Here is a 24679-nt window from a genome sequence, read left to right as displayed (position 1 = left end):
GGCCTGGGGGAGAGTCGCAAGTGAGTCCAGCCGGTAAGAGAGCTGTCCTGATCGGTGGCGCGGTCGCGATGGTGGCGATCGTCGTCGCGGCGGTGGTGCTGCTGACCGGCGGTTCGCCGGCGCCCGAGGCAGCGGCCGAGCCGACCGAGAGCTCGGTCGCGGCGGGACCGGTCGCCCCGGACCCGACGTCGGCGGCGCAGCTCTACCTGAACGACTTCGCGGGCAACCAGACCGACGAGGCCAGCCTGCTCACCGACAACCCGCACGACGCGGCCGCCGCGCTGCGCGACGCCTGGTACACGCTCAAGCCGCAGGACGTGCAGGCCAAGATCGACAAGGTCGAGCCTGCCGCCGCGACTGCGACGAAGACGGCCGCGAGCTACACGCTCACCTGGAACCTCGGCCCCGGCCACGTCTGGTCCTACAGCGGCAGCTTCGACGTGGTGAAGTCCGGCGACAGCTGGCGGGTGCACTGGACGCCCGCCACGCTGCACCCGAAGCTGCAGGCCGGCCAGCGGCTCGTGATCGCGGCCGCGGCGGCCGACGAGGCCGTGGTGGTGGACCGCGACGGCAAGCCGGTGGTCATCAGCGGGCCGGGTGGCACGCACCTCGATCCTGCCGCGAAGTTCCCGTTGCTGACGCAGGCGCTGACCGGACAGGGCACGTCGGCGCCGTCGGACACCTTCGCGGTCCAGCGGGTCGACACCTCGGGCAAGGCGCTGGAAACGCTCTTCGGCAAGACCGAGAGCGGGCAGCAGGCGGTGAAGTCCACGGTGAGCGTCTCCGTGCAGAACGCGGCCCAGTCGGCCGTCGACTCCTACCGCGGCAAGGCCGTGATCGTGGCGATCCAGCCGTCCAACGGCGGGGTGCTGGCGGTGGCGCAGAACGCCGCCGCGGGTACGAGTCCCTCGGCGCTGAACGGCCTGTACGCGCCGGGTTCGACGTTCAAGATCGCGACCGCGACGGCGGCCCTGGAGGCCGGCGTTGTCACGAAGGACTCGCAGGTGCCGTGCCCGCTCACCGCGCGGATCGGCACCCGCACGATCTCCAACGAGGGCTTCGACCTCGGCACCACCACCGTGCACCGCGCGTTCGCGCATTCGTGCAACACCTCGTTCGGTCAGCTCGCCTCGCAGCTGCCGCCGGACGCGCTCGCCAAGGCCGCGAGCCAGTACGGCCTCAACGCCGACTTCGACATCCCCGGCCTCACCACCGAGATGGGCAAGGTCGGTGCCGCCGGCAGCGCCGACGAGCAGGTGGAGGACGGTATCGGCCAAGGCACCGTGCAGGTGAGCCCGTTCGGCGAGGCGGTGATGGCCGCGACGGTGGCCGCGGGTAAGGCGGTGACGCCGAAGCTGTGGCTGGACGCCTCGTCGGCCACGACCGTGAACGAGGGCTACCGGGCGCCGTCGGCGAGCGTGCTGGCCTCGGTGCGCGCGATGATGCGCGAGGTCGTCACGGGCGGTACCGCGACCGGACTGGCGCGCTCGGGCACCGTCTACGGCAAGACCGGCACCGCGCAGTTCGGTGACGGCGCCGAAGCGCACGGCTGGTTCGTGGGCTACCGCGGAGACGTCGCGTTCTGCGTGTTCCTGGAGGGCGGCAACGACTCCGGCCCCGCCGTCACGCTCGGCGCGAAGTTCCTCGCCGGCGTGAAGTAGCGCTTCGGCGGCGGCCGAAGCGTCGGGCTCCTACGGTGAGGGCATGGAGACCGTCGCGCTGGCCGAGGTGGCCGCGGTGCTCGCCGACCCGAGCCGGGCGACGATGTGCCTCGCCCTGCTGGACGGGCGCGCCTGGACGATCGGCGAGCTGGCCGCGGCGGCACGGATCGCGGTGTCGACCGCGAGCGAGCACGTGACCCGGCTGCACGACGCCGGGTTCGTCGCCCGGGTGAAGCAGGGCCGGCACGCGTACGTCCGCATCGCCGACCCGCGCGTGGCCGAGCTGATCGAGCACCTGGCGCAGCACGCCGAGCACCGCGAACCGGTGGGGCTGAAGGCGTCCCTGCGTACGCAGCGGCTGAGTTTCGCGCGCAGCTGCTACGACCATCTCGCGGGCACCGTCGGTGTGGCGCTGCGCGAGGGCTTGATCGCGAAGGGGATCGTCGACACGGGGGACGGACTGACGCTGACCGCGGCCGGGCGCGAGGTGCTCGGCCAACTCGGTGTCGCCGTGCCGGAGCGCGGCCGGCGCCCCTTGCTGCGTGACTGTCTGGATTGGACGGAGCGGCGCGACCACCTCGCCGGTGCCGTGCCCGCGGCGATCCTGGCGCGGGCCGTCGACGCGGGGTGGGTGACCCGGGACCGGCAACGCGCGGTGCGGTTGAGGCCGGCCGGGGAGAAGCCGTTCGCGGCGCTCGGTGTCGATCTGGCGACACTGGGTGGCGATCGAGTGTCCTAACACACCACTTTGCCCGAGTTGTCCAGTGGTGCACGAACGAGTGAACGCCCCCGTCTCTCTATTCTGGAAGCCCACGGCGACCGGGAGGGGGCGGAGATGGATCAGCTTCCCCTGCTGCTCGGCGTCGGCGGAGTGGTGCTGCTCGCGTCGGTGGTCGCCGTGCGCGTGTCGATCCGGCTGGGCCTGCCGTCGCTGCTGCTGTACCTCGGCATCGGCGTGGCGCTGGGCGAGTCGGGCATCGGCATCCAATTCGACAACCCCGGCCTGACGCAGTCGCTCGGGCTCGCCGCGCTCGTCATGATCCTCACCGAAGGCGGGCTCACCACGCGGTGGCAGGCCGTGAAACCCGCACTGGGGCTGGGTATCCTGCTGTCCACAGTGGCCGTGATCGTGACCATCGCGGCGACCGGCGCCGCGCTGCACTGGCTGCTCGGGCTCGACTGGCGGCTCGCGCTGCTGTGGGGTGCGGTGCTCGCCTCGACCGACGCGGCGGCGGTGTTCTCGGTGTTGCGTTCGGTGGGGGTGCGCCCGAAGCTCGTCGGCGCGCTGGAGTTGGAGTCCGGCATCAACGACGCGCCGGCGTACATCGCGGTGATCGTGCTCGCGTCGGGGGCCGCCGTGGACTGGACCCTGCCGCTGTTGGTCGTTTACGAGCTCGCCGCCGGGCTCGTGATCGGCTTGCTGTTCGGCTGGCTGGGCGCGATGGCGCTGCGCCGGGCCGCACTGCCGGCCACCGGCCTGTACCCGCTGGCGACGGTGGCCGTGTGCATCCTCGCGTACTCCTCCGGCCAACTGGCGCACGCGTCCGGGCTGCTCGCCACGTACGTCGCGGCGCTGGTGCTGGGCAACTCCAGGCTGCCGCACCGCTCCGACACGCTCTCGTTCGCCGAAGGCCTCGGCTGGCTCGCGCAGATCGGCCTGTTCGTGCTGCTCGGGCTCTTCGCGTCGCCGAGCCGGCTGCTGGAGACGCTCGTGCCCGGCCTCGTCGCGGGCGCGGTGGTGCTGCTGCTCGCGCGGCCCCTGTCGGTGGTGATCTCGCTGCTGCCGTTCCGGCTGCCGTGGCGGGAGCAGGCGTTCCTGTCGTGGGCGGGCCTGCGCGGAGCCGTGCCGATCGTGCTCGCGATGATCCCGCTTTCGCAGGGCGTGCCGGGTGCACAACGGCTGGTCGACGCCGTGTTCGTGCTGGTCATCGTGGTCACGCTGCTGCAGGGGGTCACACTCGGGCCGTTCGCGCGCCGGCTCGGGCTCACGAAGAGGGCCGAGGCCCAGGAGATCGAGGTCGACGCCGCGCCGCTCGACGAGCTCGGCGCGGAGTTGCTGCAGGTGCGCATCCAGAAGGGCTCGAAGCTGCACGGCGTATACATCTCCGAGCTCGGGCTGCCCGCCGGCGCCACCGTGAGCCTCGTGGTCCGCCACGGCTCCGGGTTCACGCCGCAGAAGACCAGCCGCCTGCAGGAGGACGACCAGCTGCTGGTGGTCACCACGGCGGCGGTCCGTGACGCGACCGAGCGCCGGATCCGCGCCGTCGACCGGGCCGGGCGGCTCGCGCGTTGGCGCGGTGAGCTGGGCCGCTGAGTCGAGCTGGCGTCCTCGAAGCGGGAGTTACCGCAGGGACGCGAGCACGGGCTCCAGCTCCTCCGGCGCGTGCCACAGCGGCAGCCGCAGATGCGTCCGGAACCCGTCGTAGACCGAAAACGCGGGCCCCGGCGCCAGTTTCACCCCCGTGGCGAGCGCCCGCTGGGCCAGGCGCACGGCGTCTTCGCCGGTGTCGGTCCACAGCCCGGTGCCGCCGGCCGGCCGCGTCCAGCGCCAGTGGGGGAACAGCCGGCCGAGCACGTCCACAGTGGACTCCAGGCGCGCGGTGAGCAGCGTGCGCCGGGCTTCCCGGGCTTCGGCGGCCCGCCGGAGCAACCCGACGGCGAGCAGCTGGTCGACGACCGAGCAGCCCAGGTCGATCGCCTTGCGGGCCTCGACCAGCCGGGCGACCGTCGGCGCGTCCGCGCGGATCCACCCGATCCGCACGCCGCCCCAGAACAGCTTCGACGCGGTGCCGATGCTCACCAGCAGCTCCGGTGGCACGTGTGCGGCCAGCCCTGGCGCCGTGCCGCGGAACACCAGGTCGGCGCTGCTGCGGTCCTCCACGGTGCGCAGACCGGCGGCCGTGACGAGCTCGCCGAGCTCACGCCGCGCGGCCGCGGGCATGCGCTCGCCGGTCGGGTTGTGTACGGACGGCTGGCAGTACAGCAGCGCGGGGGAGCGGCGCAGCGCGGCGCGCAGGTGGTCGCGGTCGATCCCGCCCGCGCTCCAGCGGATGCCCCGCAGCCGGGTCCCGGCGCCGGCGAACGCTTCGAGCGCGCCGCGGTAGCTCGGTTCCTCCACCAGGACCAGATCACCCGCCGCGACCAGCGTGTTGGCCACGAGCCACACGGCCTGCTGGGCGCCGGCGGTTACCACGACCTGCTCCGGGGCGGTGGGCACGCCGTCGTCGGTGAGCAGCCGGGCGATCGTGGCCCGCAGCCGCGGGACGCCGGCGGGGAAGTAGCCGTCAGTGTCGAGATAGGGCACCAGATCGGCGGGGCCGAGCGCGGCGAGCGCGTCCGCGGTCAGGGCCGAGCCGGGCAGGGCGCCGCTCGACAGGTCCGCCGGCGCCGCCGCACCGGTGAACGAGACGAGCCGGCCACCCGGCACGCCCGGGCCGCCGGGCTGGCGCCGCCGCACCCGGGAGCCGGAGCCGGCTTCGGCCGTGAGGAGCCCGTCGGCTGCCAGCCGGTCGTACGCCGAGGTCACCGTGCCCCGGGAAATGCCGAGTGCTCGCGCGAGCGGCCGCTGTGCCGGCAGGACGGCGGCTTCGGGCAGCACGGCGGAGTCGACCAGCTCGGCCAGCGTGGTGGCGAGCGCGGCCGGGAGCGTGGGGCCGCCGCCGCGCCACGCGCCGAGTAGCCGAGCCAGTTCGGCGGTCTCGACCCGGTGCATGGGCACCTCCTTCACCAGCCAGTTTGGACCACTTCCGGCCAACTGGCCCAGCGGCGGCGCCCGCGGGGGGCGACGATGGCGGGCATGGCCACGGTCTGCCTCGTCGGCACCCTCGACACGAAACACGCCGAATACGACTGGCTGCGCACCCGCCTCGAAATCGACGGGGTGCACACCCTGCTGGTCGACGCCGGTTCGTCGGCGTCCGACGGCGCCGACGTGCCCGCCGAGGAGGTGGCCCGCGCCGCCGGCGTCGACCTCGCGTCACTGCGGGGAGACCGCGGACGCGCCGTGGAGACGATGGCGCGCGGTGCGGCGGTGGCCGTGCGACGGCTGTTCGACGAAGGCCGCGTCGACGCCGTCCTGGCGGTCGGTGGCTCGGGCGGCTCGTCGATCGCGGCGGCCGTGATGCGCGAGCTGCCGGTGGGGGTGCCGAAACTGCTGGTCTCCACCATGGCGTCCGGCGACGTGCGCCCGTACGTGGGCGAGACCGACGTGACGCTGATGTACTCCGTGGTCGACATCGCGGGCCTCAACACGGTGTCGAAGACCGTGCTGGGCAACGCGGCGGCCGCGATCGCCGCCATGGCCCGCCACCACGAGACCGGCCGGGAGACCAGCGAGCGGCGGGTGGTCGCGGTGACGATGTTCGGCGTCACCACCCCCGCTGCCGACGAGGCCCGCGCCGAGCTGGAACGGCTCGGCTACGAGGTGCTCGTGTTCCACGCGACCGGATCCGGCGGCCGGGCGATGGAGAAGCTGGTGTCCGACGGCCTGCTGGCCGGTGTCCTCGATCTGACCACCACGGAGCTGGCCGACGAGCTCGTCGGCGGGGTGCTGTCGGCGGGCCCGCACCGGCTGGAGGCTGCGGGGCGAGCGGGCGTGGCGCAGGTGGTCAGCGTCGGCGCGCTCGACATGGTCAACTTCGGCCCGGCCGACACCGTACCGGAGCGGTTCGCGGGCCGGCACCTGCTGGTGCACAACCCGACTGTCACGCTCATGCGGACCACACCGGAGGAATCCGCGGAGCTGGGCACGCTGCTCGGGCGCAAACTCCGGGCGGCACAAGGGCCGGTCTCGGTGTTCCTGCCGCTCGGCGGAGTGTCCGCTGTGGACGTTCCGGACGGCCCGTTCCACGACCCTGCGGCCGACGCCGAGCTGTTCGCCCACCTCACCGAAGCGTTGTCCGGCAGCGCGGTGACCGTGACCCGGCGCGAAGAAGCCATCAACGACGCCGGGTTCGGCGCCGCCGCCGCGAGCGAACTGCACCGGCTCATCGGCGAAGGGAAGTCCTGACGTGGACCGCGAAACAGCGCTGACCCGGCTCACCGCGGCGGTCGCCGAAGGCAGGCCCGTGATCGGCGGCGGCGCGGGCACCGGCCTGTCCGCCAAGGCCGCCGAGGCCGGCGGCATCGACCTGCTGATCATCTACAACTCCGGCCGCTACCGCATGGCCGGGCGCGGGTCGCTCGCCGGACTGCTGGCCTACGGCGACGCCAACGGCATCGTCGTGGACATGGCGCGCGAGGTGCTCCCGGTCGTGCGCGACACGCCGGTACTGGCCGGTGTCAACGGCACCGACCCGTTCCGGCTGATGGGCCCGTTTCTCGACGAGCTCAAGCGGACGGGGTTCGCCGGCGTGCAGAACTTCCCGACGGTCGGGCTGATCGACGGCGTGTTCCGCCAGAACCTGGAGGAGACCGGCATGGGCTACGGCCTGGAGGTCGACCTCGTCGCGCTGGCCCGCGAACGCGACCTGCTCTCCGCGCCGTACGTGTTCGACCCCGAGCAAGCCGCCGACATGACCCGCGCGGGCGCCGACGTGCTCGTGCCGCACCTCGGGCTCACCACGAGCGGCACGATCGGCGCGCGCACTGCCGTCACGCTCGACGAGGCCGTGACCCGTGTGCAGGCGATGCACGACGCCGCCAAGCGGGTGAACCCGGACGTGCTCGTGCTGTGTCACGGCGGCCCGATCGCCGAGCCCGCCGACGCGCAGTACATGCTCGACCACACCGAGGGAATTGTGGGTTTCTTCGGCGCTTCCTCGATCGAACGGCTCCCGGCCGAGCGCGCGATCCGTGAGCAGACGGAAGCTTTCCGCGCCCTGCGGCGGTGATCGCCGGCGTGTGAGCGCCATCTCAGATCACGGGACGGGGCTTTCTTCGCACGGCCGGAATCAGTTACCTTCATCAACAGGTCATGAGTGCCAGCGTTCAGCCCCGGCTTGCTGGCCGGCAACCCTCCTACCGCGGTGGGGTGCCCCGGGTGAAGACCGGGCCGGTCGTGTTGTGCGACGGGCAAGCGCGGGCCCCTCGCCGGGGGTCCCCCGGACTGCCGAGGAGGCACCGCCATGACTCTCGCTCTGGACCGCACCGCTGAAAACACCGAAACCGTTGCCGCACAGGGGATTCCCGGCGTCGCGGGGGCGGCGCTGCGGGTGCCGCTGGTGACCGGCGGCGAGATCGGCTACGCGAACCTCGACCACGCCGCGAGCGCGCCGTGTCTCGACGCGGTCCGCTCCGCCGTCGACGAGTTCCTGCCCTGGTACGCGAGCGTGCACCGCGGCGCGGGCTTCGCTTCGCAGGTGTCCACGCGCCTTTACGAGCGCACGCGCGACATCCTGCGCCGGTTCGTCGACGCGCGTGCCACCGACACCGTCGTGTTCACCCGCAACACCACGGATTCCTTCAACCTGCTGGCGCGTTCGCTGCCGCGGCGCACGTCCGTGGTCGTGTTCGACACCGAGCACCACGCGGCCCTGCTGCCTTGGCGCGGCCCGAATGTGCGCCGCGTGCAGCTGCCGCGCACGCGCCTGGCCGCGGTGTCCGTTGTGGACGAAGCGCTGGCCGCCTGTCCGGAGGGACCGCGGCTCGTGGTGGTCACCGGAGCGTCCAACGTGACCGGCGAGCTGCTGCCGGTGGCCGAGATCGCCGCCGTGGCACGGAAGCACGGCGCCCGGGTGGCGCTGGACGCCGCACAGCTCGCGCCGCACCGCCGGATTTCCCTGCGGGAGCTGGACGTCGACTACGTCGCGCTTTCGGGGCACAAGGTCTACGCGCCCTTCGGCGCCGGCGCGCTCATCGGCCGGTCCGACTGGCTGCGCGCCGCCGAGCCGTACCTCGCCGGCGGGGGAGCGACGAAGCTCGTGACCGAGGACGCCGTGGTGTGGAACACCGGTGCCGAGCGGCACGAGGCCGGTTCGCCGAACACCGTCGGCGTCTACGCGCTCGGCGTCGCGTGCGAGCAGCTGTCCGCGCGCTGGGCCGCCGTGGGCGAGCACGAGGCCACGCTGCTGGAGCGGCTGCGCAAGGGCCTGTCCGGCGTGCCCGGCTGCGCCGAGCTGCGCCTGTTCGACGCGCCGGTGGACCGCGTGGGCACGGTGAGCTTCATCGTCGACGGCTTCGAACCCGGCTGGCTCGCCGCGGTCCTTTCGGCCGAGTACGGCATCGGCGTACGCGACGGCGCGTTCTGCGCCCACGTCGCCACCAAACGCCTCATCGGCGAATGCGGCCGCGACGGGCAGCAGGCCGTGCGCGTGAGCCTCGGCCTGGGCAGCACCGAGGAGCACGTGGACCGCCTCGTGTTGGCGCTGCGCCAGATCGTCGCCCGCGGCGCCCGCTGGGAGTACACGAAGGTCGACGGCCGCTGGGCCCCGGTGGGGGACCCGCGGGAGCTGCCGCCGTTCTGCGCCTGAGCCCGCTCGCTACCCTCGGCGCGTGGGGAGATCTTGGGGTTTCTGGGTTCCGCTCGCACTGCTGGGCTTCGCCGAGCTGATCCTGGCCGCGGTGCGGCTCGCGGCCGGTGCCGGTTCTGCCGTGGGCGAGTTCGTGAACCTGTCCGCGGTGCCGATGGACCGCGTGCACGTGGACTACTTCGGCACGGCCATCGGCGGTGAGCAGTTCCTGAGCCAGGATTCGCTGCCCGCGCCGGCCTCCACGTCGGCGCTGGGCTGGCCGATCGCACTCGCGCTGGTCGTGGCGATCGTGCTCTTCGGCTATGCGCGAGCCGGGACCAGGCCGAAACCCGGCCGGATCGCCCTGGTCCTCGCCGGCGGTGTGCTGGCGGTGCCCGTGCTCGACCTCGCCGCCTACGCCCAATTCGACCTCGACGCCGACGCCCGCGGCCCGGCGCTGGCCGCCGTGGGGCTGGTGGTGCTGGCGGGGTACGAGCGCAGTCTCCTGGTCCTCGCGGTCACAGTGGGCTTCGTGGCGGTGGCGGTGCTGCTACCGGGGGTCGCGGGGGTGGTTTCGTCGGCAGTGGTGCTGCTCGCGGCGGCGTTTCTGGTGGTCGCCGGACCCGTGAAGGGGCGTTCGCGGCCTGCCGCCGCGAACGGGTGAGGCCGGGGCGTGGACAATGGGGGCGTGAGCACCGAGCCCTCCTCGTCCGAACACGATCTGTCCGAGCCCGGTTCGCCCGAACCCGGCCGGCCCGAAGGCGCGCCCGCCGTCGAACCGGCGGTGAGCGGTGACGCGGCCTCAGCGGTCTCGGAGGAGCCCGAAGCGCCCGTGGTGCTGCCCAAGCGCCGGGTCGGGCTGGTGTTCGCGGTCGCGGCCCTGATCTGGGTGATCGACCTGGTGTCGAAGAACCTCGTGGCGGCCAACCTCGAGGGCAAGGAGCCGGTGCGCGTCCTCGGCGGGCTCATCTACCTGCAGGTGATCCGTAACCCCGGTGCCGCGTTCTCGATGGCCACGGGCATGACGTGGGTGCTCGCGCTGGTCGCGGCGGCCGTGGCCGTCGCCATCATCTGGCTCTCGCGGCGGCTGCGCAGCGTCGGCTGGGCCATCGGCCTCGGCCTGGTGCTCGCGGGCGCGCTCGGCAACCTCACCGACCGCATCTTCCGGGCCCCCGGCCCGCTGCGCGGCCACGTCATCGACTTCATCTCGGCCTTCGCCCCCAACGGCGAGGGCTTCGCGATCTTCAACATCGCCGACTCCGCGATCTGCTGCGGCGGCGTGCTCATCGTGCTGCTGTCGCTGCTGGGCAAGGACTACGACGGCACCTCGACCCGCGACAAGAACAGCAAGAAGGAGACCGCGTGACCGCGCGCCTGCTGCCCGTCCCCGACGGGCTCGACGGCATGCGCGTCGACGCCGGCCTCGCCAAGCTACTGGGCCTGTCCCGCACGGTGGTGGCGGAGCTCGCCGAAGCCGGGGACGTACTGGTGGACGGCCGGCCCGCCGGCAAGTCCGACCGCCTGACCGCCGGCGGCCTGCTCGAAGTGACGCTGCCGGAGCCGGAGTCCCCGATCCAGGTCGTCGCCGAGCCCGTGGAGGGCATGAAGATCCTCCACGACGACGACGACATCATCGTGATCTCCAAGCCGGTGGGCGTCGCCGTGCACCCGAGCCCCGGCTGGACCGGGCCGACGGTCGTCGGCGGCCTGGCCGCCGCGGGCCTGCGAATCTCGACCTCGGGCGCCGCCGAACGCCAGGGTGTGGTGCACCGGCTCGACGCGGGCACCACCGGCGTGATGGTGGTGGCCAAGAGCGAGCACGCGTACACGGTGCTCAAGCGCGCGTTCAAGGAGCGCACCGTCGACAAGGGCTACCACGCCGTGGTCCAGGGCCACCCGGACCCGACGCGCGGCACCATCGACGCGCCGATCGACCGCCACCCGCGCCACGACTACAAGTTCGCCGTGGTCGCGGGCGGACGCCCGAGCGTGACGCACTACGAGGTGGTGGAGGCGTTCCGAGCCGCGTCGCTGGCCCACGTGAAGCTCGAGACGGGCCGCACGCACCAGATCCGCGTGCACTTCTCCGCGCTGCGCCACCCGTGCGCGGGCGACCTGACCTACGGCGCCGACCCGGTGCTGGCGCGCCACCTCGGCCTCACGCGGCAGTGGCTGCACGCCCGAACCCTCGGCTTCGCGCACCCGGCCGACGGCCGCTGGGTCGAGTTCGAGGCCGAGTACCCCGACGACCTCGCCCGCGCGCTGGAGATCCTGCGCGAGGAGAGCTACTAGCCCTCGACGGCCCAGGTCAGCGTGCGGTCGTCCGGCTCAGGGCGGGGGGGCTCCAACGGACCGAGACCACGCGCGTCGTGTCCGGGATGACGTAGACGGTGTGGCCGCCGAGCGTCTCGCCGGGCCGCACGCCGATCTTGTGCGGCGGCCGGGAGGTCAGCGACACGGGCGCCTTGGCGACCGTCGTGCCGTCGGCCGTGACGAGCTCCAGATAGTTGTCCGGCAGCGACGCGAACGGCACGTTGCCGCGGTTGGTGATCTCGGTGTGCACGACCACCGCCCGCTCGCCCGCGTCGAGCCGGTAGCCGGCGGCGCCGAACAGGTAGTCGGCAGGGTCCTGCACTTCCAGCAGCTGCACGGTGAGCTGCTCGCCTTCGAGCCCCTGCGTCGCGAGCGTCTCGCCGATCCGGCCGCGTTTGCCCTCGGCGGGCCCTGCGCGGCGCGGTTCGTCGCCGCGCGCCCAAGACGCCGTCTGCGGCACCCCCCACGTGCTCAACGCGGGGTCGAGCGGGGGCGGTGCAGCCGCGTACGCGCCGGACGGCACGCCATAGGAACCCGAAGGGACTCCGTACGGGCCGGACGGCACGCCGTGCACGGGTCTCGACGGTCCACCGTGGACGGACGGCGCACCCGGCGTTCCGGGTCCGTTCCCGGGACGCGGAACGGGGGCGCTCGGTGGGGCCGCGGCCGGAAGTCCTTGTCCCGTCGGCATCCCGGGACCCGCTCCGTCCGGCATGCCCGGGCCGGGCCGTCCGCCGGGCGCGGCGACGGGCATCGCCCCCGAGGGCGGCGGGGCCTGCTGCCACGACGGCGGCGCCCCCGCGATCGCCGCGCGCAGCCCGGCCGGGTCGCTCTCCACGCCCACGAGCAGCGGCAACCCGCTACCGGACAAGGCAACCAGGCGGTAGGCGACCTCACGCGGGTCCATGCCCACCTTCGCGGCGAGGTCGTGCACGGCCGTTTTGCCCACCTCGGCGAGGGCGGCGAGCAGGCGGACATCGGCGGGATCGGTCACGGCCACTCGGGGAACGCTACCTTCCGGGCCGCTCCGGGCGAGGCCGGGCCGCGTCGCCCGGTCCGGTGGCCCCAGCCCGGTTTCGGTGGCTCCGGGTATCCGGAACGGCACGGATCCGCCGTTCACCATGGGTGAACGGGACGCTCGTGCCGGAACGCCACCCCGGGGCCTGGGTCTCCATTAGGGTCGGAATCGCACGGCACCACCGAACCCCGGGAGTCCGCACCCATGACCGTCGTCACCGATCTCGCCGACGAGCTCGTCGACGAGATGTTCGGCTTCGAACCGCTCTCCGCCGCGATCCTGGGCATCAAGCCCGACGCGCCGGGGCTCGGCGACCCGAGCGCTGCCGCCGAAGCCGCATACCGCGAGCGGCTCGCCGGGCTGCTGGAGCGCGCGCGGGCGATCGAGGCCGGCGAGCTCGACGCGACGGACCGCGTCACGCGCGAGGTGGTGATCAACTCGATCGAGGGCAAGCTCGACCTCATCGACAGCCACTTCGGCGAGTTCACCGTGACCGACCTGTTCGTCGGACCCGCGGCGGGCCTGCTCTCGGCGCTGCCGATGGTGCCCGTGCTGCCGGGGGACAAAGCCGCCGTCCACCTCGACCGGCTGGCCGGGATCCCGGCCTTCCTGCGCGCGGTCGCGCTGCGGCACCGCGAGGGCATCGAGGCCGGGCTGGTGCCGGTCGAACGGCTGGTGAAGGGCGCGATCGCCCATGTCGACCGCTACCTCGCCGAGCCGGCGGGCGACCCGCTGCTGCGCCAGCCGGCGCCGGACGCGGGGTTCGCGAGCCGGCGTGAGGAGCTGCTGCGCGACGTCGTGCGCCCGGCGTTCAAGGAATACCGCGACTTCCTCGAAGCCGAGGTGCTCGCCCACGGCCGGCCCGACGACCGCGTGGGCGTGTCGTGGCTGCCCGGCGGGGACGAGATCTACGCGCGCCTCGCGCGCATGCACACCACCACCGACCGTTCGCCGCAGGAGCTGCACGACACCGGCCTCGAGGTGATCGCGGGCCAGGTCGAGCAGTACCAGGCACTGGGCGAGCGCGTGTTCGGCACGCGCGACCTGCAGGAGATCTTCGAGCGGCTGCGCACCGACCCGAAGCTGCGCTGGACGAGCGCCGAGGAGCTGCTCGACACCGCGCGCTCGGCCATCACGCGCGCGGCGGCCGAGTCGCCGAAGTGGTTCGGCACGATCCCGCCGCAGCCGTGGACGGTCGAGGCCGTGCCGGAGGACTCCGCGCCCGGCGCACCGCCCGCGTACTTCATGCCGCCGGCCGTCGACGGCTCGCGCCCGGGCACCTACTTCGCCAACACCTACGAGGCCACCGAACGGTTCCGGCACACCGCCGAGGCCACGGCGTTCCACGAGGCGATCCCGGGCCACCACTTCCAGCTGAGCACCGCGCTCGAGCTCACCGACCTGCCGCTGCTGCGCCGCCTCGGCGATTTCAACGCCTACGTGGAGGGCTGGGGTCTCTACACCGAGCGCCTCGCCGACGAGATGGGCCTGTACTCCGACGACGTCTCGCTGCTCGGCATGCTCACGCTGGAGTCGATGCGCGCCGGGCGGCTCGTGGTCGACACCGGGCTGCACGCGCTGGGCTGGACCCGGCAGCAGGCCGTGGACTACCTCGTCGGCAACACGCCCATGGGCCGGTTGGAGATCGAGGCCGAGGTCGACCGCTACATCGGCTACCCGGGCCAGGCGCTCGCGTACCTGGTGGGGCGCCTGGAGATCCAGCGGATCCGTGCCGCCGCCGAGACCCGGCTGGGCGGTGAGTTCGACGTCCGCGCGTTCCACGATGTGGTGCTCTCCGGCGGCGCGCTCCCGCTGTCGGTGCTCGACACCGTGGTCGCGCAGTGGGTCGCCGGCCACGGGGACACCGTCGCGGGCCTGGCCGAAGACCTGTTGGAGCTCGAGTTCGAACGCGAGCCGCTCGTGCGCACGATGTACGGCTTGCCCGGCGACCACGGCGCGCTGCCCGACCCGAGCCTCGCCGCGACTGCGAGCTTCCGCGCCCGCTTCGCCGACCTCGCCGACCGTGCGGAGGCCATCGACCGCGCCGGCCTTTCGGCCACGGACGCCGTGACGCGCGACGTGGTGATCGCCCGCGCCCGCGGCGTCGTCGACACGCTCGACTCGAGACTGCCCGGGTTCGCCGTGAGCGACGGGTTCAGCTCGCCCGCGCTGAACCTCGTCACCACTCTCTCGGCGATGGTGCCGGACGACGAGGAGAAGGCGCGGGGCTACCTGCGCCGGCTCGCGGGCTACGGCGGCTACCTCGACGCGGTGATCGAGGCCCAGCGCGCCACCCTGGCCGACGGGTTCGCTCCGCCGGACTTCCTCGTGCGCGTGGGCATCGAGTACGTCGAGCGCTACCTCGCCGCCGGGGACGCCGACCCGCTGCGCGTCAGCCCGGCCATCGAGATCGCGGGGTTCGCGGAGGAACGCGACCGGCTGCTGGCCGAGGTCGTGCACCCGGCGTATGCGCGCTACCGTGCGTTCCTGGCCGACGAGGTGGCGCCGCTGGCCAAGCCCGAGTCGGAGCCGGGCATCGGGCACCTGCCGGGCGGGCAGGAGAAGTACCAGGGCCTGATCCGCGCCGAGACCACCACCGACCGCACGGCGCAGGACCTGCACGACACGGGTCTGCGGATCGCCGAGAAGCTGGCGGGGGAGTACCGCGAGCTGGGCGGGCGGGTGTTCGGCACCGAGGACCTCGCCGAGATCTTCGAGCACCTGCGCAGCGACCCCGAGCTGCGCTGGCGCGACGGCGAGGAGCTGCTGGCCGGCGCGCGCGCCGCCATCACGCGGGCGGAAGCCGTTGCGCCGCAGTGGTTCTCACGCGTGCCCGCGGCGAAGTGCGTGGTGGCGCCGGTGCCCGAGGCCGACGCGGCCAGCGGCACCATCGCCTACTACCTGCCCGCGTCGCTCGACGGCTCGCGGCCGGGCACATACTACGCCAACACCCACGAGGCGAGCTCGCGGCCGCGGTTCACCAGCGAGGGGATCGCGTTCCACGAAGCCGTGCCGGGGCACCACTTCCAGCTCTCGTTCGCGCAGGAGCTCACGGACCTGCCGCTGCTGCGGCGGCTGGTGCCGTTCAACGCCTACATCGAGGGCTGGGGCCTCTACTCCGAGCGGCTGGCCGAGGAGATGGGCCTGTACTCCGACGACGTCACACGCCTGGGCATGCTCACGCAGGACTCGATGCGCGCCGCCCGCCTCGTGGTCGACACGGGCCTGCACGCGCTGGGCTGGACCAGGCAGCAGGCCGTGGACTACGCCGTGGCCAACACGCCGATGGCACGGATCGAGATCGAGGCGGAGATCGACCGCTACGTCGCGAACCCGGGCCAGGCGCTCGGCTACATGGTGGGGCGCCTGGAGATCGAGCGCGTGCGCGCCGCGGCCGAGGAGGCGCTGGGCGCGGACTTCGACATCCGCGAGTTCCACGACGTGGTGCTGGGCAACGGGAACCTGCCACTGTCCACACTGGACACGCTCGTGACCGGGTGGATCGCCGCCAGGCAGGCGGAGGGCGCGCGGTGACCTGGCTCGACCTGTCCGAGGACACGGACTTCGGGCTCGACAACCTGCCCTACGGCGTGTTCTCCCGCGGCGGCGAGCCCGAACGCCGCGTCGGCGTGGCGGTGGGCGAGCACGCGCTCGACCTGTCGGCGGCGGCCGAGGAAGCGGCGGCGCCGTTCGCACAGCTGCTCACGAGCGGCGTGCTCAACCCGCTGCTGGCGGCCGGGCCCGCGACGTGGCACGACGTGCGCGAGCAGGTGCGGGAGTGGCTCACGGCCGAGCGCTACGCCGGCCAGGTGCGCCCGCACCTCGTGCCGCGCACGGAGATCACGAACCACCTGCCGTTCGAGGTCGCGGACTACGTCGACTTCTACTCGAGCGAGCAGCACGCGATCAACGCCGGGCGGATCTTCCGCGGCGCCGACGACGAGCTGATGCCGAACTGGAAGCACCTCCCGATCGGCTACCACGGGCGCGCCGGCACGGTCGTGGTGTCGGGAACGCCGGTCGTGCGGCCGTCGGGGCAGCGCAAGCCGCGCACGGCCACGGAGCCGTCGTTCGGGCCGTCGCGGCTGCTCGACATCGAGGCCGAGGTCGGCTTCGTGGTGGGCACCCCGTCGACGCTGGGCACGCGGGTGCCGGTCGAGGACTTCGCGAAGCACGTGTTCGGCGTGTGCCTGGTCAACGACTGGTCGGCGCGCGACATCCAGGGCTGGGAGTCGCAGCCGCTGGGGCCGTTCCTCGGGAAGTCGTTCGCCACGTCGGTGGCGCCCTGGATCGTGCCGCTGGCCGCGCTTGAGCACGCGCGCGTGCCGCAGCCGACGCAGGATCCGGAGCCGCTGGAGTACCTGCGGGTCACCGAGCCGTGGGGGCTGGACCTGGCGCTGGAGATCCGGATCAACGGCCACCTCGTGTCGAGCCCGCCGTTCGCCACGCAGTACTGGACGGCGCCGCAGCAGCTCGCGCACATGACCGTGAACGGCGCGAGCCTGCGGACCGGCGACTTGTACGCGTCGGGCACCGTCACCGGCGCGGCCAAGGAGCAGCGCGGGTCGCTGCTGGAGCTGAGCTGGGGCGGGCGCGAACCGTTCGCGCTGGGCGACGGCGAGACGCGGACGTTCCTCGAAGACGGCGACGAGGTCTCGATCAGCGCCACCGCGCCCGGGCCGGCCGGCAGCCGGATCGGCTTCGGGGAGGTGGCCGGGCGGGTCGTGCCCCGCTAGGCCGGGAGGTTCCGCTCCCGTCGCGACCACCGGCGCCGCACCGTGAGAGCTCCGTCGGAGTGCCGCATGGGTGCGAGGAGAGCGGCGTGCAACTGCTGCGGACGGTGCCCGACAACCCCTGCGCGTTCGCGCCGCAATCCGTGGTGGCAGCACGCGAACACCCCAAGGGGCCGTACCCGCGTGGGCACGGCCCCCGAGGCGCGCAGGCAGATCCGCGCAGCCGAAAACTCCGAGGTGATCGGGGATGGAGTGATCACACGGAGTCGAGGTCGGCACTCCCTCGGGCCAGTGCCGCCCGGCTGACGCCCAGCACGCAGCCCAGCGACAGCAACGACACCAGACAGACGTAGACGGCGACCGAGACGACCGAGCCGGTGGCCCGCACCAGTGAAGCCGCGATGATCGGCGCGAGCGCGCCGCCCAGCAGGACACCGATCTGGAAACTGGTCGACGCGGCGCTGAACCGGACCCGGGCGTCGAACATCTCGACGATGAAGGTGGCCTGCGGCCCGTAGCTGATGCTGAAGAAGACCGCGCCCACGAGGTAGGCCGCCATCACGGCGGCGAAGTTGCCGCTCGCGACCGCGAGGATCGTCGGGTAGATCCACGCCGCCATCGCGGCGAGGCCGATCAGGATCATGCGGCGCCTGCCGAACCGTTCGCTCATCGAGCCGAAGTACGGCAGTGCCGCGCACGCGACCACGCCGGAGACCATGATGGCGGTGAGCAAGGAGGCCCGGTCGATGGTTTTCGCCGAGGCGGCATAGCTCAGGGCGTAGGCGTTGACGATGTAGTAGTAAGCACCGGTGCTGACCATCGACCCGATGGCGAGCAGGATCTGCTTGGGGTACGCGCGGATCGCGGTGATCAGCGGCGCGCGCTGAGCCTCGTTGCGTTCACGGACCTTCTCGAACACCGGCGTCTCGCGCAGCTGCAACCGCACCACGAGCCCCACGGCCACCAGCACGATGCTGATGAGGAACGGAATCCGCCAGCCCCACGCCATGAACTGCTGCTCGGGCAGCTGCGAAACCAGCAGGAACACCAGCGTGGACAGCACCAGCCCGGCCGGGACGCCGATCTGGGGGAGGCTGCCGTAGAGGCCGCGCTTGCGGGGCGAGGCGTATTCCACGGCCGTGAGCACGGCGCCGCCCCATTCGCCACCGACTCCGAAGCCCTGCACCAGGCGCAACAGCACCATGAGGATCGGCGCCCACACGCCCACTTGCGCATACGTCGGCAGCACGCCCATGAGGAAGGTCGCGAACCCCATCATGGTCAGCGACAGGACCAGCATCTTCTTGCGGCCGATCCGGTCGCCGAAGTGGCCGAGGATGATCCCGCCGATCGGCCGGGCCCCGAACCCGATCGCGAAGGTGGAGAACGCGAGCAACGAGCCGGCGAGCGGGTCCGCGGATGGAAAGTACAGCGGTGCGATGACCAGGGCGGCGGCGATCCCGTAGAGCTGGAAGTCGTACCACTCGATGGTCGTGCCGATCAGCACCGACAGGGCGACCCGCCGCATCGGTGGACGAGCTTGGGGCGACGGCCCCGCGGAAGCACCCTCCGCGGTCGCGGATCTCGATGTGCTCGGTGACCGGTCCGGCGTCAGCTCACTCGCCATGTACCTCTCCTCGTCGTTTTGGGGGCGGCGGGAAGCGCCGTCCGAACCCGATGACTGCATTGGCATCCAGGAGCGAGGGCGGCCGCGTGGCTGTGGCTGAGTCGGCCGTTCGCGAGATCGATCGGCCGGAGTCGGCCGATCGACGGTTAATTAACGTTCATTAATGGGTGGAAAAGGACGATAGTCTGGAGCTGTGACCAAGTCAACGGCCGTCTCGCCGCAGGCCGTGCACGAAGCCGCTCGCGATCTGTTCGCGAGCCGGGGCTACAGCGGCACCTCGATGAAGGACATCGCGCAGGTCTTGGCGGTCTCCGCGCCGAACCTCTACAACCACGTCACGTCCAAGCAGGATCTCCTCTACCGGATCATGGACGTGGCGATGGACCGCGCCCTGGCCGCGCTCGCCGCCGCCCTCGACGGGGTGACCGACCTGGCGGACCAGCTGCGGCGGGCCACCGAGGTGACGGTGCTGGACTTCCTCGAGAACCCCGCCGAGGTCACGGTCTGCAACAGCGAGATCCGCAACCTGGAGACACCGTTGCGCCAGGCCATCATCGACAAACGTGACGCCTACGGCGCGCAGATCCTCGCCATCGTCGACCGCGGGTGCGCGCAAGGCCGGTTCGACGTGCCCGAACCGCGGGTCGCCTCGTTCGCGATTCTGGAGATGGGCAACAACGCGAAGGCCTGGTTCCACCCGGACGGTCACTACACCGCGGCCGAAGTGGCCGCGCTCTACGGCACTTTCGCCCTGCGGATCGTCGGCTGCCGGCCCGCGCAGCCGTGATCCGTGCGGGCGGTGGTCGCGCGGGTCGTGCCCCGCTGGGCCAAGCGCGCGCTTAGTAGAGAGAACTGCGGAAACATCCCTGGTCGGGGATGGCGGGACAGGGGAGCTTCCTGTCGATTGAGGCTCGGACCTTCCTCTCAGGGCAGGACCAGGGCGCCTGACCTGGAAGGGTGCAGGTCGGCGGCCGCGCCTCCCGCCCGGCGTGCCCTCAGCGGCGACGGGTGCCTCGGGCTGCCCGCGCAAGTCCGCCACCTTCGCCGAACCGGGAAATGCGCGGCTCGGCAGTGATGCGACCTTGATTCGAAGAAAAGAAGCCAGGGTGGGAGAGAATTCCGACTCTCCCGCCCTGGCTTCTTCTTGCCCGGCATGCCGCTCAGTGGTTACCGTGCGGTGCCCAGATCCTGAATTGGCCGCTGTCGTAGAGCAGCCCGAGCAGGTAGAGCATTCCGTCGTAATAACGGGCCCGCCCGGTCGGGATCGGCGTGTTCCAGAAATCCCGGATAAAAGCGTTCTTGTCCGGATTGGTGGCCGAGATCGCGGATGTCGAGTTCATCGCCACGAGCCCCTCGGCGTGCGCGGGTTCGTAGGTGTTCTGGCCGGAGGTCAACGGTGTGCCGTCGAGGTGGTAGCGGCTGACATACGTGCTGACGCCCTGGCCCTGGAAGAAGCGCTCCAGCGTGTTGGAGTACTGCGTCTCCCACGGCTTGACGCCGTACCAGGAAGCGTCGACGTTGGCGTTGGCGATGGCGCGCCACGCGTCTTCCTGGAAGTTGTGGTCATAGGCATTGTCGGTGGCCGTCTCGGTCGGCCGCAGGTAAGGCGTGCCGTCGAAGTGGGCGTAGTCCGGCGCCAAGCCCGTCGCCGGGTTCGCCGCTTTCTGCAGCAGCTTTTCGCCCGCGGTGTAGGCCTTGTCCCACAGCTCGCGATCCGACGGATCGGCCGCGGCGAACACCCTGTAGAACCCGGTGAGGCTGTAGGAGGGATCGGTGTAGCCGACCGCGAACGGCGGCGAGAACGTCGGCAGGGAGGACTGGCGGTCGAACATGTCGACGCCGCCGTGGTCGGACTCGTGCCACATCGCGTGCAGGATCTGCTCCGCCTGCTGCCCGTAGTCGTAAGTCCCACGCCCGTCGCCCCACCGGCCGGACGCGAAGTCGAGCGCCGCGGCGATCCACTGGTCCCCGTCGGGTGCCACGCCGGTGTCGATGATCTTCCCGGTGGTGTCGGTGTGCCAGGCGAAGTAGTACTGCTCGGGCCCGCTCTGGATCTGCATCTTCGTCTTGGCGAAGTTCCACAGCGAGTCGAACTCCTGCTTGTGGCCCAGTTGCACCGCGATCATCATGGCGTAACCCATGCCTTCGGTGCGCACGTCCTGGTTGCCGATGTCCTCGACGTAGGCCAAGTCCGGCGCGAGCTGGTAGTACAGCGTCTGGCCGTCGTAGCGGTTCGCGTCGGTGCCCGGGCTGCCGTGGAAGAGCTGTTGCCAGGTGGCGTTCACCTTGGCATCGACCTGTCTCTTCGAGTACCCGGCGCGGGCGAACGCGTCGGGGTACGGCCCGGCGTGCAGATTTCCGGGTGGATTGTGGGCGGGGAATGGTGCGGCGAATGCGGTCGCGGATACGGAGGACAACAAAGCAGCGGTCGCGAGAATCAGCGTGCTGAGTTTCATCGTCTTGCGCACACGACACCTCCTCGTGTCAGGGCGGGCACGGTGGCTGCGGGGCCGTCGTCAACTTAAGAGGCCGAGATAGAGCGAGTCAATGGCCAACCCCCGCCAGAAATGGGGGAGGTTATTTCAATTATGGGGCTAACCTTGCTAACGTGACCGGAGTGGAAACGCGACAAATGCGCAATCGGCGCACAGTTCTCGCCGCGGCACGATTCGGGCGGCCGACGACTCGTCTCGAGATCGCGCGCATGACGGGCCTCTCGGCGGCCACTGTCTCCGGCCTCGTCGCCGACCTGATCACGGACGGTGTCCTGGTCGAGCTGGCCCAGCGAGTCCCCGCCGCGGGCGTGGCGGGCGGGCGCCCGGCGGCGGCGCTCGCCGTAAACCCGGCGCTGGGCGCGCTGATCGGCATCCACCTGGCCCACGCGGGGGTCCGGATCCTGCTCGCCGGTGTGGACGGCACCGTGCGCGCCGAACACACCCACGACATCGACGTCGAACACCAGCCGGCCGACACCCTCGAGTATGTGGCCTCCACGGCGCTCGACCTCGTCGCGGACCTCGAAATCCCGCACCGGGAGCTGCTGGGCGTCGGGGTGGCGGTCTCGGCTCCGGTGTTGCTGCGTTCGCAGACCCTCAGCTCGCCGCCGATGCTGAGCAATTGGGGGGAGGTCGACATCGCGGCCCGGCTCGGGAAGCGCATGGGCCTGCCGGTGCACGTCGGCAACGACGCCGACCTCGGCGCGCTCGCCGAATGGCGCCTCGGCGCGGCGGCGTCCGCGGACAACTTCGTCTACGTGATGCTGTCCGAGGGGGTCGGCGCCGGCCTCGTCCTGCAGGGCCGGCTCTACGAGGGTGACGCCGGTGCCGCGGGCGAGCTCGGGCACGTCACGGTGGTACCGGACGGGCACATCTGCCGATGCGGCAACCGGGGCTGCCTGGAGACCGTCGTCGGGGCTCGCGCACTCGCCGCCACGCTCGCCCACAGCCACGGCCCCACCTGCAGCTTCGCCGATCTGATCTCCCTGGCGCGCCAGGGAGATCCCGGCGTCCGGCGCCTGCTCGGCGACGCGGGCCGGGCCGTCGGCATCGCGCTGGCCCCCGTCTGCACCGTGCTCAACCCGAAACTGGTCGTCGTCGGCGGCACCCTCGCGCAGACCGGCGAGCCCCTGCTCACCGGTATCAGGGAGACGCTGGCGCGCAACGTTTCGCCGGTCACCAACCGGACGCCGGAGGTTCTCCCGGGTGCGCTCGGCACCGGCGCCGAAGCGCTCGGCGCGGTGATCACGGCGAACCAGTTCGCCGACCTCGGCTGAGAGCCGTCACCAACGCCGATCGCTCGACTCCACGGCGCCGATCGCGTTCGTCACGCACCCTCGCCCCGTGTGCCTTCCGGACCCGAGGCTCTTTCGTACCGGGCGCACGGCTGTGGTTTCCCGGCTTTCGATGGGAGCGCGACGCGCCGAGACGCTGCGGGGTCGACGGAACGCTGGTGGCGATCCGGCGAAATGCCGGCGGCGCCGGTGGCCGGGAGAGCGGACGGTCCGGCCATTGCGCGTCGGTGCAGGAGGTGCGGGAAACGTGCCGGCGCCGATGAAGTCGGCGCGGGCGCCGTGTCAGCCGCGAGAGCCCCGGTAGCCTCCACTTAGCGCACGCTTAGCCAGGCTGGCGCGCCGGGCCGTGGGAACGAGGGAGCACGATGAGGATCGGGACGGGCATCAACTACTCCGGCGGGTTCGCCGACAGCGTGGCGGACATCGTCGAGCTGGAGAAGGTCGGGCTCGACATCGCCTTCGTCCCGGAGGCCTACAGCTTCGACGCGGTGAGCCAGCTGGGGTACCTCGCGGCGAAGACCGAGCGCGTGCAGCTGGCGTCGGGGATCTTCCAGATCTATACGCGCACGCCGAGCCTCACCGCAATGACGGCGGCGGGCCTGGACTTCGTGTCCGGCGGCCGGTTCACGCTCGGGCTGGGCGCGTCGGGCCCGCAGGTGATCGAGGGGTTCCACGGCGTGAAGTACGACGCGCCGCTGGCCCGCACGCGCGAGATCGTGGAGATCTGCCGGCAGGTGTGGCGGCGCGAGCGAGTGGTGCACGAGGGCAAGCACTACCCGATCCCGCTGCCGCCGGAGCAGGGCACGGGGCTGGGCAAGCCGCTGAAGCTGATCAACCACCCGGTGCGCGAGCGGATTCCGATCCTGCTGGCGGCGCTGGGGCCGAAGAACGTCGCGCTGACCGCGGAGCTGGCCGAGGGCTGGGAGCCGATCTTCTTCCACCCGGAGAAGGCGAACGACGTGTGGGGCGAGGCGCTGGCCGAGGGCAAGGCCAAGCGCGACCCAGCGCTGGGTGAGTTGGACGTGTTCGCGGGCCCGGCGCTCGCGATCGGTGACGACGTGGAGCACCTGCTCGACCGGATCCGGCCGCACCTGGCGCTCTACATCGGCGGGATGGGCGCGCGCGGCAAGAACTTCTACAACACCCTCGCCCAGCGCTACGGCTTCGAGGCCGAGGCGAAGGAGATCCAGGACCTCTACCTGGACGGCAAGAAGGACGAGGCCGCGGCCGCCGTGCCCCTGGAATTGCTGCGCGCGATCTCGCTCGTGGGCCCCGCGTCGTACGTCAAGGAGCGGGTGGCGGCTTTCGAGGAAGCGGGGGTGACCACCCTTGTGGTCAGTCCACTGCAGCCCGGCCGTGAGGCCCGGGTCGACGCGGTGGCGAAGCTGACGGAGATCATCGGCTGACCTGCGCCGACGCGCCGGTGAGCGGGACGAACCGGAGTCGCTCAGGCGTTCGGTTTATCCTGTCGTAATAGGAAGGTGTGAAGAAGTCGCACCTCGAGCCCAGCGGCGGTGGTGGGAAAACCGTAAATCTGCCTCTGATGGGTCACGTCAGGTGTAGGAACGGTGTTCCGGGGGAACACGAAGGCGAAAGCGAGGTAGGCCTGACTGTGCGCAGAATAGCGGGGCCGGCTGCAGGAGTTCTGGACGTGGGTTCGTTCAGCGCTCGGCTCGTCGTCCTCGAGCCCGGGGGTACGCCGCTGGCCCCCGCCCTGAGCCATCAGACGCGGCTGCGCCTCGACCGTGAGCTCGACAACGACTGCCGGCTGAGCCCGCGTGGGATCGCTGCCATCTCCGCGGCGGTGGCCGACGGGGTGGGCGTGGCGAGGGATCACGGCGTAGGCGACGTGTTCCCGCTGGCGACGTCTTCGATCCGGGACGCGGCCAACGCCACCGAGGTGGTGCGCCGCGTCCGTCGCGACACCGGTGTGGAGCTGCAGTTCCTCTCCGGCCGGCGCGAGGCCGAGCTGACCTACGTGGGCGCGCGGCGCTGGTATGGCGCGTCCGCGGGCCCGCTGCTGGTGCTCGACATCGGCGGCGGCACGGTGGAGCTGTCCGCCGGCGGCGGTTCGCAGGCCGAGTTCGCCCGTTCGCTGCCGCTGGGTGCCCGCTCGGTCATGCGTGACTGGCTGCCGGCCGAGCAGCCG

17 protein-coding genes, 2 pseudogenes and 1 riboswitch are annotated in these 24679 nt (G+C 72.0%); of the genes and pseudogenes, 15 read left to right on the top strand and 4 right to left on the bottom strand.

Annotation, left to right across the window (positions count from 1 at the left end):
* The first annotated feature begins 20 nt into the window (after positions 1-20).
* The 3 genes from AB0M56_RS40935 to AB0M56_RS40925 all read left to right on the top strand — a co-directional run bounded on the left by AB0M56_RS40935 (position 21) and on the right by AB0M56_RS40925 (position 3975).
* On the top strand, positions 21-1661 hold the full coding sequence (locus tag AB0M56_RS40935) for a penicillin-binding transpeptidase domain-containing protein (RefSeq protein WP_364186350.1): 1641 nt from the start codon (positions 21-23) through the stop codon (positions 1659-1661).
* 43 nt (positions 1662-1704) lie between these two features.
* Positions 1705-2400, top strand: coding sequence for a helix-turn-helix domain-containing protein (locus AB0M56_RS40930; RefSeq protein ID WP_364186348.1), 696 nt, complete (start codon positions 1705-1707; stop codon positions 2398-2400).
* Positions 2401-2496: 96 nt separating this feature from the next.
* Positions 2497-3975, top strand: a complete 1479-nt coding sequence (locus AB0M56_RS40925) for a potassium/proton antiporter (protein WP_364186346.1) — start codon at positions 2497-2499, stop codon at positions 3973-3975.
* A 27-nt stretch (positions 3976-4002) separates the two neighbouring features.
* Here AB0M56_RS40925 and AB0M56_RS40920 read toward each other — a convergent pair whose 3' ends face one another.
* Positions 4003-5373 carry a PLP-dependent aminotransferase family protein gene (locus AB0M56_RS40920; RefSeq protein ID WP_364186345.1) on the bottom strand — a complete coding sequence of 457 codons (1371 nt, stop codon included), beginning with the start codon at positions 5371-5373 and terminating at the stop codon, positions 4003-4005.
* 84 nt (positions 5374-5457) lie between these two features.
* Here AB0M56_RS40920 and AB0M56_RS40915 point away from each other — a divergent pair, with 84 nt between their 5' ends.
* The 6 genes from AB0M56_RS40915 (at position 5458) to AB0M56_RS40890 (ending at position 11341) form a co-directional block, all read left to right on the top strand.
* Positions 5458-6669 carry a Tm-1-like ATP-binding domain-containing protein gene (locus tag AB0M56_RS40915; protein ID WP_364186343.1) on the top strand — a complete coding sequence of 404 codons (1212 nt, stop codon included), beginning with the start codon at positions 5458-5460 and terminating at the stop codon, positions 6667-6669.
* 1 nt (position 6670) lies between these two features.
* Positions 6671-7492, top strand: a complete 822-nt coding sequence (locus AB0M56_RS40910; RefSeq protein WP_364186341.1) for a phosphoenolpyruvate hydrolase family protein — start codon at positions 6671-6673, stop codon at positions 7490-7492.
* A 79-nt stretch (positions 7493-7571) separates the two neighbouring features.
* A riboswitch (SAM riboswitch) is annotated at positions 7572-7686 on the top strand.
* 40 nt (positions 7687-7726) lie between these two features.
* Entirely contained in the window at positions 7727-9070 is a 1344-nt protein-coding gene (locus AB0M56_RS40905) for an aminotransferase class V-fold PLP-dependent enzyme (protein ID WP_364186340.1), read from the top strand.
* Between the two features lie 22 nt (positions 9071-9092).
* Positions 9093-9713, top strand: a complete 621-nt coding sequence (locus AB0M56_RS40900) for a hypothetical protein (protein WP_364186338.1) — start codon at positions 9093-9095, stop codon at positions 9711-9713.
* Positions 9714-9833: 120 nt separating this feature from the next.
* Positions 9834-10415, top strand: a complete 582-nt coding sequence (gene lspA / locus AB0M56_RS40895; RefSeq protein WP_364186424.1) for a signal peptidase II — start codon at positions 9834-9836, stop codon at positions 10413-10415.
* On the top strand, positions 10412-11341 hold the full coding sequence (locus tag AB0M56_RS40890; RefSeq protein ID WP_364186336.1) for an RluA family pseudouridine synthase: 930 nt from the start codon (positions 10412-10414) through the stop codon (positions 11339-11341). The genes lspA and AB0M56_RS40890 overlap by 4 nt, the downstream gene beginning before the upstream one ends.
* Here AB0M56_RS40890 and AB0M56_RS40885 read toward each other — a convergent pair.
* Positions 11338-12362: pseudogene (locus AB0M56_RS40885) on the bottom strand (AsnC family protein). The gene AB0M56_RS40890 and the pseudogene AB0M56_RS40885 overlap by 4 nt on opposite strands.
* A gap of 222 nt (positions 12363-12584) precedes the next feature.
* On the opposite strand from AB0M56_RS40885, the gene AB0M56_RS40880 reads away from it, so the two are divergent.
* A complete protein-coding gene (locus AB0M56_RS40880; RefSeq protein ID WP_364186334.1) occupies positions 12585-15914 on the top strand; it encodes a DUF885 domain-containing protein in 3330 nt (1109 codons plus the stop codon).
* A complete protein-coding gene (gene fahA / locus AB0M56_RS40875) occupies positions 15911-17116 on the top strand; it encodes a fumarylacetoacetase (protein ID WP_364186332.1) in 1206 nt (401 codons plus the stop codon). The genes AB0M56_RS40880 and fahA overlap by 4 nt, the downstream gene beginning before the upstream one ends.
* A gap of 253 nt (positions 17117-17369) precedes the next feature.
* Here fahA and AB0M56_RS40870 read toward each other — a convergent pair whose 3' ends face one another.
* Entirely contained in the window at positions 17370-18641 is a 1272-nt protein-coding gene (locus AB0M56_RS40870) for an MFS transporter (protein WP_364186331.1), read from the bottom strand.
* Between the two features lie 292 nt (positions 18642-18933).
* On the opposite strand from AB0M56_RS40870, the gene AB0M56_RS40865 reads away from it, so the two are divergent.
* Positions 18934-19527 carry a TetR/AcrR family transcriptional regulator gene (locus tag AB0M56_RS40865; protein ID WP_364186329.1) on the top strand — a complete coding sequence of 198 codons (594 nt, stop codon included), beginning with the start codon at positions 18934-18936 and terminating at the stop codon, positions 19525-19527.
* A gap of 373 nt (positions 19528-19900) precedes the next feature.
* Here AB0M56_RS40865 and AB0M56_RS40860 read toward each other — a convergent pair whose 3' ends face one another.
* On the bottom strand, positions 19901-21208 hold the full coding sequence (locus tag AB0M56_RS40860) for a glycosyl hydrolase family 8 (RefSeq protein ID WP_364186328.1): 1308 nt from the start codon (positions 21206-21208) through the stop codon (positions 19901-19903).
* 140 nt (positions 21209-21348) lie between these two features.
* Here AB0M56_RS40860 and AB0M56_RS40855 point away from each other — a divergent pair, with 140 nt between their 5' ends.
* From AB0M56_RS40855 to AB0M56_RS40845, 3 genes and pseudogenes are all read left to right on the top strand, one after another.
* Complete coding sequence (locus AB0M56_RS40855) at positions 21349-22512, top strand: ROK family protein (RefSeq protein ID WP_364186326.1); 1164 nt, start codon at positions 21349-21351, stop codon at positions 22510-22512.
* 383 nt (positions 22513-22895) lie between these two features.
* Positions 22896-23936: an LLM class F420-dependent oxidoreductase gene (locus AB0M56_RS40850; protein WP_364186324.1), complete on the top strand. Its 1041-nt coding sequence runs from the start codon at positions 22896-22898 to the stop codon at positions 23934-23936.
* 206 nt (positions 23937-24142) lie between these two features.
* A pseudogene (locus AB0M56_RS40845) lies at positions 24143-24679 on the top strand (exopolyphosphatase); the annotation flags it as partial.

This window comes from Amycolatopsis sp. NPDC051372 (genome assembly GCF_040682095.1).
In the GTDB taxonomy this organism is placed as follows: domain Bacteria; phylum Actinomycetota; class Actinomycetes; order Mycobacteriales; family Pseudonocardiaceae; genus Amycolatopsis.
This window is presented reverse-complemented; position numbering and strand designations above follow the sequence as displayed.